Source organism: Allorhizocola rhizosphaerae (genome assembly GCF_003426775.1).
Taxonomy (GTDB): Bacteria; Actinomycetota; Actinomycetes; order Mycobacteriales; family Micromonosporaceae; genus Allorhizocola; species Allorhizocola rhizosphaerae.
The window spans coordinates 1-8,068 of record NZ_QJUG01000306.1 but is presented as its reverse complement, the minus strand read 5'-3'; the positions used below and the strand labels follow the sequence as shown (position 1 = coordinate 8,068).

Genomic DNA, 8,068 nt, shown 5'->3' with positions numbered 1-8,068 from the left:
CGGGGGTCTCGGGTCGCCCCCACCACCCCCGCCGCCGCCGCCCCCGACACCACCGTTGCTGATGAGCAGCGTGACCGGGTTGTTCTTGACGGTGCGGCCGGACGGGCTGGTGCCGGCGACCGTGCCGGGCGGGCAGGCCGAGGCGACCGGGGTGCGCGTGTCGACCTCGACCGAGAAGCCCTGGGCGCGCAGGATCGACGTGGCCTCCGGGACCGACCGGCACGTGACGTCGGGGATGGCGACCTGAGTCCCGTACGCGAGCTTGTCACTCGGCTTGGCGAAGTCGATCGTCTCCGCACCTGCGAGCGCCTCGGCCAGCGTGTGCTGCACCGCCGGGTTGATCCCGCCGGGGCCGTTGTGCGGCATGCGCTGGTCGGTCTCGGGCCAGTCCGGGTCGGTCAGGAAGCCGGACACCGCAAGCTGTTTCGCCGTGATCGTGAGCGTGGAGGACTTGGCCCCGTCGCTGGTGCCGGTCTTGCCGGAGATCGGCTTGCCGATGATGTCGCGCGAGGTGCGGGCCGTGCCGGAGCCGCCGCACTCGCCGCGCGCCCCGCCGCCGAAGAACGACTTGTCGCCCACCGGGCACCGGCCGGCGTCGATCGCGGCACGCGCCACGTCCGCGCTGAACGCCTGGTGGCACCGCGGCTCACCCACGGCGAGCTTCTCGCCCTTGTAGTTGAGGATCGACTCGACCGGCATCGGCTCGCAGTGCAGCCCGTCGGCCGCGAGCGTGGCCCACGTGTTGGCGATCTGGACCGGCGGGTGGGTAGAGATGCCGAGCACGAACGGCGACCACACGTTCGACGTGTACGGGTCGACGGAGTTGTTGTAGTCGTCGTCGTTGGTGTTGGGGTCGTTGTAGAACGTCAGCCCGAAGCGGCGCGCCACGTCCATCACGGCCTTGCCGCCCACCCGGTCGAACAGCGGCACGAAGTAGGTGTTGACCGAGTATCCGAACGCGGTCCACATGTTCTGCGGTCCGGTGGGCGAGTTGTCATACACCGGTGGGCACCAGTATCCGCCGCAGTTGGGCTCGCCCTTGTGCGGGTACTTCGACGCCACGCGGGCCTGCGTGTTGATCGTGTAATCCAGCGGGATGCCCCTTTCCAGCGCGGCCACGATCGCGTAGGTCTTCATCACCGAGCCCGGCCGGTAGCCCTGGAAGCTGGGATCCGTACTCAGCAGGGGATTGACGGTATTGGGATAGGAGCCGCGGATGCCCTGCGCCCGGGCCACCGGGTTGCTGTGCGGCCCGTTCTGCGGGTTGTCGCGGCTGTCGAGCTTGAAGTTGCGGTTGACCGCCATCGCGCGCACCTTGCCCGTCCCGGGCTCGACCCCGGCGAGCATCATCGCGTGCGGGTTGTCGACCGAGATCTGCTTGTCGATGTTGGACCGCATCACTTGCTGGGTATGAATATCCAAAGAGGAGACTATCCGGTACCCGCCCGCGCGCAGCTGCCGTTCGCGATCGTAGGTCGTGGTGCCGAACACCTCCTGCTGCAGCCACCAGCGCTGGAAGAAGTCGCAGAAGAAGCCCCAGTGCGCGACGGTGGTCTGGATGCAGCCGTTGGGTGTCTGGTTGCCGACCACCTCGAGCGTCTCGGCCTTGGCGTCGTCGCGCTCGGCGGCGGTGATGTAGGTGAGGTCGAACATCTCGTCGAGCACGTAGTCGCGCCGGACCTTGGCCTTGTCGAGCCCGGCCTGGTTTTCCACGTCACCGGGCGCCTTGACCAGCCCCACGAGGAAGGCGACCTGGCCGAGCGTGAGGTCCTTGGGCTCCTTGTTGAAGTACACCTGGCTGGCGGCGTAGATGCCGTAGGAGCGCAGGCCGAAGTAGGCCGTGTTGAGGTAGTTCTGCAGGATCTCGTCCTTGGTCATGCGCTGCTCCAGCGCGACCGCGTAGCGGATCTCGCGCACCTTGCGCACGTTGGTGTCCTCGGTCGCCTTCAGCACGCCCGGCGGCGTGGAGGTGAACGTCAGCGACATGCGCACGAGCTGCATGGTGATCGTCGACGCGCCCTGCGACACCTCACCGGCCGTCTGGTTGGCGATGAACGCCCGCGCGAAGCCCTTGACGTCGACGCCGTTGTGCTCGTAGAACTTCTGATCCTCGGCCGCGAGCATGGCCTTTTGCACCATCAGCGGGATCTCCGACAGCGGCAGGTCCCGCCGGTTTTCGTCGTACATCGTGGCGAGCAGCGTCTTGTTGTCGGAGGCATAGACGTAGCTGATCTGCGGCGTGCGCTTGACGGTGAGCTCGTCGGGCAGCTGGCCGAAGGCCTCGCCGCCCGCCTTGGCGGATAACCCGGAGAGCGCAACGACCGGGAACAGCGCGGCGGCGACGACCACGCCGGCGAGGACTCCGCAGACCAACAGCGAGGCAGCATTGGTGAAGATGTTGTGGTCTCGCTTGCGCATGGGGATCACCGCCACAGGGTACGTGAGGGCTTTTCAGGCGCAACTCTTCCATGTCGGCGTCGTTGTAGAAAGTGCACGACCCCAGACGTGCGCTTGAAAATGTTCGGCCCGACAACGGCACCAAAAATCCGTTTCAGGCTTTTTTGGCCGATAACGTTGCGTAATCGTATAGCTACGGAGCATGATGGTCCGGCGAGCAACGCACGCCGTTGGGCGGTTGGTAGGGGGTACCAATGCGCGCCCGGCGGTTTCGGGGGAACGTCTGGGGGGACGTAGCAATATGGGCATTAGCAGCATGATCACTGATTGGCCCAGTCTCGCGGCGTGCCGGAACGGAGATCCGGACGCACTATTCGTGCAGGGCGCGGAGCAAAACGTCGCCAAGCGCATCTGCCGTGGGTGTCCCGTGCGGTACGAATGCCTGGCGGACGCGCTGGACAACCGCATTGAATTCGGGGTGTGGGGCGGCATGACCGAGCGCGAGCGCCGCGCGCTCCTGCGCCGTCACCCGTCGGTCGCGAGCTGGAAGCGCACCTTTGAAGCCGCGATGCAAGGCCAAAACGAGAGCCAGAGCCGCAAGCAACTGGTCGACGCCTGACCGAACCAACTAAAACGCGTCGCCTATCGCCCGCAGCCCGGCGATGTCATGCACATCGGTCGGCTGCGCGGGCACCCGGGCGACCGGCACCAGGGGGAACCTGTCGGTGAAGTGCGCGGCGACCTCGGTCTCGCGCACCACCTGCCGCATCAGCAGCTCGTGCACCCGCAGCACCCGCGCGGTGTCACCCTCCTCGCCAAGCCGGGCCGCGGCCGCCGCGCTCGACTCAGCGTCGAGCTCGGGCACGGCGGACGTGTGCACCCGGTTGAGCACGAGGCCCGCGAGCGGCATGCGGCCTTCTTCCAAGCGGGAGGCGAAATAGGCAGCCTCGCGGACCGCGTCCGGCTCGGGTGCGGCCACGAGCACGAAAGCCGTCTGCGGGTCCTGCAGCACGCGGTAGGTGTGCTCGGCCCGCTCACGGAACCCACCGAACATCGAGTCCAAAGCCGACACAAACCCGGACAGGTCGGTGAGCAGCTGCGCGCCGAGGATCTTCTGTACCGCCTTGGAGAAGGCCCCGAACGAGGCTGTGACCAGGTTGAACATGCTGCGCCCGCCGGCGCGTGCGGTGCCGGACAGCAGCCGCAGCATCTTGCCGTCGAGGAACCGGCCCAGCCGGGCGGGCGCGTCCAGGAAGTCCAGCGCCGAGCGGGACGGTGGCGTGTCGACGACGATGAGGTCCCACTCGTCGGCCGCCCGCAGCTGCCCGAGCTTCTCCATCGCCATGTATTCCTGAGTCCCGGCGAAGGTCGAGCTCATCGCCTGGTAGAACGGGTTCGCGAAGATCTCCTTGGCCCGCTCGGGCGCGGTGTGCGTCAGCACGACCTCGTCGAAGGTGCGCTTCATGTCCAGCTGCATCGCATAAAGCGGGGCGTCCTTGACCTGGCGCGGGGTGTTGTCGAGCTCGGTCAGGCCGAGCGACTGGGCCAGCCGGCGAGCCGGGTCGATGGTCAGCACCACTGTGCGCCTGCCGTGCTGCTCCGCCGCGCGCAACGCCAGCGCCGCCGCGGTCGTGGTCTTGCCGACCCCGCCGGAGCCGCAGCACACGACGATCCGGATCGCGGGGTCGCCGAGCACGGCATCGACTTCGAAACCGACCACGAAACGAGCCTAGCTTTTGAGGATCCGGCGTTGCCGCCGCCGTCGCTTTCCCGCCGCAATCTTGATGTGCCCGGTTTGCCTTCAAGATCGCAAGGGAAGGTGACGGCTAAGGGTGGCAGTGCCTGCTTGGTGCTTCAGCGCGGGCGAAGGAGCGCTGCGAGGTGCTGCAGGCCCGGGAGGTCGACTCCGTCACTGAGCAGTGGCAGCTCGACGGTTGGGCGTTTGAGGTGAGCCAGTTCGGCGCGGAGCTGCTGTTCGAGCTCCTGACGGGCCAGGTGGGCGTGCGCCTCGGATTGCAGCCCGGTGACCGTGCGCCGGTCGGTGGGCAGGCCCGCCTCGGCCAGGCCGCGCTTCAGCTCGGCCTGGGTGACCCGGCTGGACAGCAGCGGCGGGCGCGCCGCGTTGACGATGATCTTCCCGACCGGGATGTGCAGCGCGGTCAGCTCGGCCAGCGCGTCGGTGGTCTCCTGTACCGGCATCTCCTCCAGCAGGGTGACCAGATGCACCGAGGTCATAGGCGAGCGCAGGAGCGCGGCGACGCCCTCGCTCTGCGACTTGATCGGGCCCAGCTTGGCCAGGCGGGCGGCCTCGGCCGTGACGTTGAGGAACCGTCCGATACGCCCGGTGGGTGGGGCGTCGAGCACGACCGCGTGATACAGGCGCCGCCCGGCCTCGTCAGTGCGGGTCGTTGCCTCCTTGACCTTGCCGGTCAGCAGGATGTCGCGCAGGCCCGGGGCGATCGTGGTGGCGAAGTCGATGGCGCCCAGCTTGCGCAGCACCCGGCCGGCCCGGCCCATCTTGTAGAACAGGTCGAGGTATTCAAGCAAAGCCTCTTCGGGGTCGACGGCGAGCAGGCGCAGATCGTCGTCGATGTCGCCCAGGCGGCGCTCGGCATAGGGCAGCGGTTCCAGGTCGAACAGTTGCGCCAGGCCCTGGCGCCCCTCCACCTCGACCAGCAGCACGCGGTTGCCGCCGGCGGCCAGGGCGAGGGCGAGCGCGGCGGCGACCGTGGTCTTGCCCACGCCGCCCTTGCCGGTCACGACATGCAGACGGGCGGGCCAACTCACGTATGCAGTGTCTCATCCACGCCCAGCGCATTGGATCCGCGTGTGACGACACCCTTGGGCTCGTGCCGGTCTCTTCAGGCGAAACCCTGCTCTTGCGCGGTTGGGCCGGTCTTGCGCGGGTCGGCGCGAAGCGTCCGACCCCAACCGCAGCTGGAGTTACTGCCTCTGCTCCTCGACCTCGCACACGAACCAGCCCTCGCGCTTGACGAGCGACAGCTTGAGCGTCTGGTCGGCGACCTTTTCGTCGAGCGTGGTGAGCCGGATCGTGACCGTGGTGTCGGCCTTGTCGGCGGTCTCGTTTTCGATCTTCGGCGAGTCCCAGGTGTAGTTCGGGCTCTTGTGCTTCTTCTTCTGGTCCTCAACCTCTTTCACCTTCGCGGCGATGGCGTCGCGGTCGCGCGCCTCGCTGCACACCAGCTTTTCCGCCTCGGCGGCGTCGCTCTCCTTGTAGACCGCGGTCAGGAACTCGACCGCGGCCGCGCGAGGCGACTCGGCGCCCGCACCCTCGGAGTCGCGCAGCAGGAAGAACGCGCCGACTCCGCCGACCGCGCACAGCACGAGCATCACGCCCAGCGTGATCGCCGTGATGATCAGGGCGAGGTTGCGCTTCTTGGGCGGTGGCGGCTGGACCGCACCGAACGGCGGAATCTGGGCCGACTCCGGCGTCATCGTGGTGGTGTGGAACGGGTCCTGGGGAGTCGGATAGGTGGGCGGCTGCGTCGGTTGCGGCTCCTGCTGGTGCTGGCCCCAGCCGGGTGGCAGCGGCACTGCGGGTTGCTGCGCGGTGGGCGGCTGCGGAGCCTGCGGCTGCGTGGGTTGCGGCTCCTGCTGGTGCTGGCCCCAGCCGGGTGGCAGCGGCACTGCGGGTTGCTGCGCGGTGGGCGGCTGCGGAGCCTGCGGCTGCGTGGGTTGCGGCTCCTGCTGGTGCTGGCCCCAGCCGGGTGGCAGCGGGACCGCGGGCTGCTGCGCGGTGGGCGGCTGTTCTTCCGGCTGCGTCACGATGAACTCCCCCTGGTCGTCGGCGGCTCAGCTTACCCGTAAGTTGTGGACATGACTAAGTGGGAGTACGCCACTGTGCCGCTCTTGATCCATGCGACCAAGCAGATCCTGGACAACTGGGGCGCGGACGGATGGGAACTGGTGCAGGTCGTGCCCGGGCCGAACCCGGAGCAGCTGGTCGCATACATGAAGCGCCCGAAGGAGTCTGGAAAATGACCGATCCCTACGCCAAGCTCGCCGAGCTTGGGCTGACGCTGCCCGCATCCAGCCCACCCGTCGCGGCCTATGTGCCCGCGGTGCGTACCGGAAATCATGTCTATGTCTCGGGACAGATTCCGCGACTCGACGGCAACCTCCTGGCCACCGGCAAGGTCGGGGCGGAGATCTCGCCCGAGAAGGCCAAGGAGCTCGCGGCGGTGTGCGCGCTCAACGGACTCGGCGTGCTGGAGTCCGCGGTGGGGCTTGGCAATATCGCCCGGATCGTCAAGCTGGTCGGATTCGTGGCGTCCGCGCCCGGGTTCACCGGGCAGCCGGACGTGATCAACGGCGCGTCGGAGCTGTTCATGGAGGTGTTCGGGGAGCAGGGGCGGCACGCACGCAGCGCGGTCGGGGTGTCCGAGCTTCCGCTGGGCGCGCCCGTCGAGGTGGAATTGATTGCCGAGGTCCGCGGTTAGCAAGTCTGTGTCCCCTGTCATACCCGCGACGTAGCATCGCTGGCATGAGCGAGCGCTCGCGCGAGCGAATCGGGATTGCAGCGTCTTTGGTGCCTCATGGCGAGACCACCCCCGATGTGGTCTCGCCCCGAAGGGTGGTTTCGCCATGAGTGCGGTGCCCGCCGGCGTCACCCTGATCCTGGCTGACAACCCGAGCGCGATGACGCTTGAGGGCACCAACACGTGGGTTCTCGACGACGGCACGGTGATCGACCCGGGGCCCGCCGATGAGGCGCACCTTCAGGCGATAACCGCCGTCACCAAGATCAAGCGCATCCTGATCACGCACGGCCACCCCGATCACACCGACGGGGTGGAGCCGCTGCGCGACATGACCGGTGCGACCGTCGGCGAGTTGCCGCCCGGCATGCAGGAGCTCAAGACCCCCGGCCACACCGCCGACTCGGTCTGCTTCGTCATCGAGGGCGCGGTCTTCACCGGTGACACCATCCTCGGCCGTGGGAGCAGCGTCGTCGCCTGGCCGGACGGCAACGTCGGCGACTATCTGGCGAGCCTGGAAAAGCTTCAAGACTTTGTTTCGGTACCGGCCTTGCCCGGCCACGGTCCGGCCCTGCCCGATTGTGCGGCCGCCGCGCGGTGGCTGCACGGTCATCGCGTCGAGCGGCTGGAGCAGGTGCGGGCCGCGCTGGCCCAGGGGGCGACGACCCCCGAAGAGGTCGTCGAGATCGTCTACGCGGACGTGGACCCGGCGGTGAAGTGGGCCGCGCTGTGGAGCGTCCGGGCGCAATTGGACTACCTGACATGACGTGCCCGGTGTGCGGGACGGTTCCGGTGCCGGCGGCCCGGTTCTGTCATCACTGTGGGGCGGCGTTGCCCGCGGCCGCGACGCTTCCGGCCTCTGAGCGACGGGTGGTGACCGTCCTGTTTGGAGATCTGTCCGACTTCACGTCGTGGTCGGAGGAGCTCGACCCGGAGCGGGTCGGCGCGGTCACCGACCGGGTGATGTCGGCCCTGGCCGGCGCGGTCAAGACGTTCGGCGGCCATGTGGACAAGCTGACCGGCGACGGCATCATGGCCGTGTTCGGCGCGCCCGTGGCGCATGAAGACGACGCCGAGCGGGCCGTGCGCGCCGCGCTGTCGATGCAGCGGGCGGTCCGGCGGGTGCTCGACGACGAGCGGGGCGGCGGCGCGCCGCTCGGCCTGCGCGTGGG

Annotated in this window: 10 protein-coding genes; 6 read left to right on the top strand and 4 right to left on the bottom strand. The window is 68.4% G+C overall.

Annotated elements, in window-relative coordinates; genetic code table 11:
* Nucleotides 1-2,418 (bottom strand): penicillin-binding protein (locus DM816_RS38055; RefSeq protein ID WP_117215349.1); only part of this gene is annotated, 2,418 nt, incomplete at its 3' end.
* A 295-nt stretch (nucleotides 2,419-2,713) separates the two neighbouring features.
* Between DM816_RS38055 and DM816_RS38050 the strand changes: the two genes are divergently transcribed.
* The gene (locus tag DM816_RS38050; RefSeq protein ID WP_117215346.1) at nucleotides 2,714-3,016 is read left to right on the top strand and encodes a WhiB family transcriptional regulator; all 303 of its coding nucleotides are present in this window, start codon (nucleotides 2,714-2,716) and stop codon (nucleotides 3,014-3,016) included.
* A gap of 9 nt (nucleotides 3,017-3,025) precedes the next feature.
* Here the strand turns inward: DM816_RS38050 and bagB are convergent, their stop codons facing one another.
* From bagB to DM816_RS38035, 3 genes are all read right to left on the bottom strand, one after another.
* Nucleotides 3,026-4,117 (bottom strand): ArsA family ATPase, encoded by a 1,092-nt coding sequence (bagB, locus tag DM816_RS38045; RefSeq protein ID WP_117215345.1) that lies wholly within the window; start codon nucleotides 4,115-4,117, stop codon nucleotides 3,026-3,028.
* A gap of 134 nt (nucleotides 4,118-4,251) precedes the next feature.
* Nucleotides 4,252-5,184 (bottom strand): ATPase BagA, encoded by a 933-nt coding sequence (gene bagA, locus DM816_RS38040; protein WP_117215344.1) that lies wholly within the window; start codon nucleotides 5,182-5,184, stop codon nucleotides 4,252-4,254.
* A gap of 156 nt (nucleotides 5,185-5,340) precedes the next feature.
* Nucleotides 5,341-5,853 carry an Rv0361 family membrane protein gene (locus DM816_RS38035; protein ID WP_246002592.1) on the bottom strand — a complete coding sequence of 171 codons (513 nt, stop codon included), beginning with the start codon at nucleotides 5,851-5,853 and terminating at the stop codon, nucleotides 5,341-5,343.
* Nucleotides 5,854-5,862: 9 nt separating this feature from the next.
* Here DM816_RS38035 and DM816_RS38030 point away from each other — a divergent pair, with 9 nt between their 5' ends.
* The 5 genes from DM816_RS38030 to DM816_RS38010 all read left to right on the top strand — a co-directional run.
* Nucleotides 5,863-6,225, top strand: a complete 363-nt coding sequence (locus DM816_RS38030) for a hypothetical protein (RefSeq protein WP_162908257.1) — start codon at nucleotides 5,863-5,865, stop codon at nucleotides 6,223-6,225.
* A 9-nt stretch (nucleotides 6,226-6,234) separates the two neighbouring features.
* Nucleotides 6,235-6,399 (top strand): Sp36 family protein, encoded by a 165-nt coding sequence (gene sp36 / locus DM816_RS38025; RefSeq protein WP_117215347.1) that lies wholly within the window; start codon nucleotides 6,235-6,237, stop codon nucleotides 6,397-6,399.
* Complete coding sequence (locus tag DM816_RS38020; protein WP_117215342.1) at nucleotides 6,396-6,857, top strand: RidA family protein; 462 nt, start codon at nucleotides 6,396-6,398, stop codon at nucleotides 6,855-6,857. The genes sp36 and DM816_RS38020 overlap by 4 nt, the downstream gene beginning before the upstream one ends.
* Nucleotides 6,858-7,002: 145 nt before the next feature.
* Nucleotides 7,003-7,662 (top strand): MBL fold metallo-hydrolase, encoded by a 660-nt coding sequence (locus DM816_RS38015; RefSeq protein ID WP_117215341.1) that lies wholly within the window; start codon nucleotides 7,003-7,005, stop codon nucleotides 7,660-7,662.
* Nucleotides 7,659-8,068: adenylate/guanylate cyclase domain-containing protein (locus tag DM816_RS38010; protein WP_281274403.1), on the top strand; the 410-nt coding region annotated here is incomplete at its 3' end. The genes DM816_RS38015 and DM816_RS38010, both read left to right, overlap by 4 nt.

Excerpts from the sequence above, each read along its gene's own strand:
- DM816_RS38015 (WP_117215341.1), top strand. The coding sequence starts at position 7,003 with ATGAGTGCGGTGCCCGCCGGCGTCACCCTGATCCTGGCTGACAACCCG.
- DM816_RS38035 (WP_246002592.1), bottom strand. The coding sequence starts at position 5,853 with ATGACGCCGGAGTCGGCCCAGATTCCGCCGTTCGGTGCGGTCCAGCCG.
- sp36 (WP_117215347.1), top strand. The coding sequence starts at position 6,235 with ATGACTAAGTGGGAGTACGCCACTGTGCCGCTCTTGATCCATGCGACC.
- DM816_RS38050 (WP_117215346.1), top strand. The coding sequence starts at position 2,714 with ATGATCACTGATTGGCCCAGTCTCGCGGCGTGCCGGAACGGAGATCCG.
- DM816_RS38020 (WP_117215342.1), top strand. The coding sequence starts at position 6,396 with ATGACCGATCCCTACGCCAAGCTCGCCGAGCTTGGGCTGACGCTGCCC.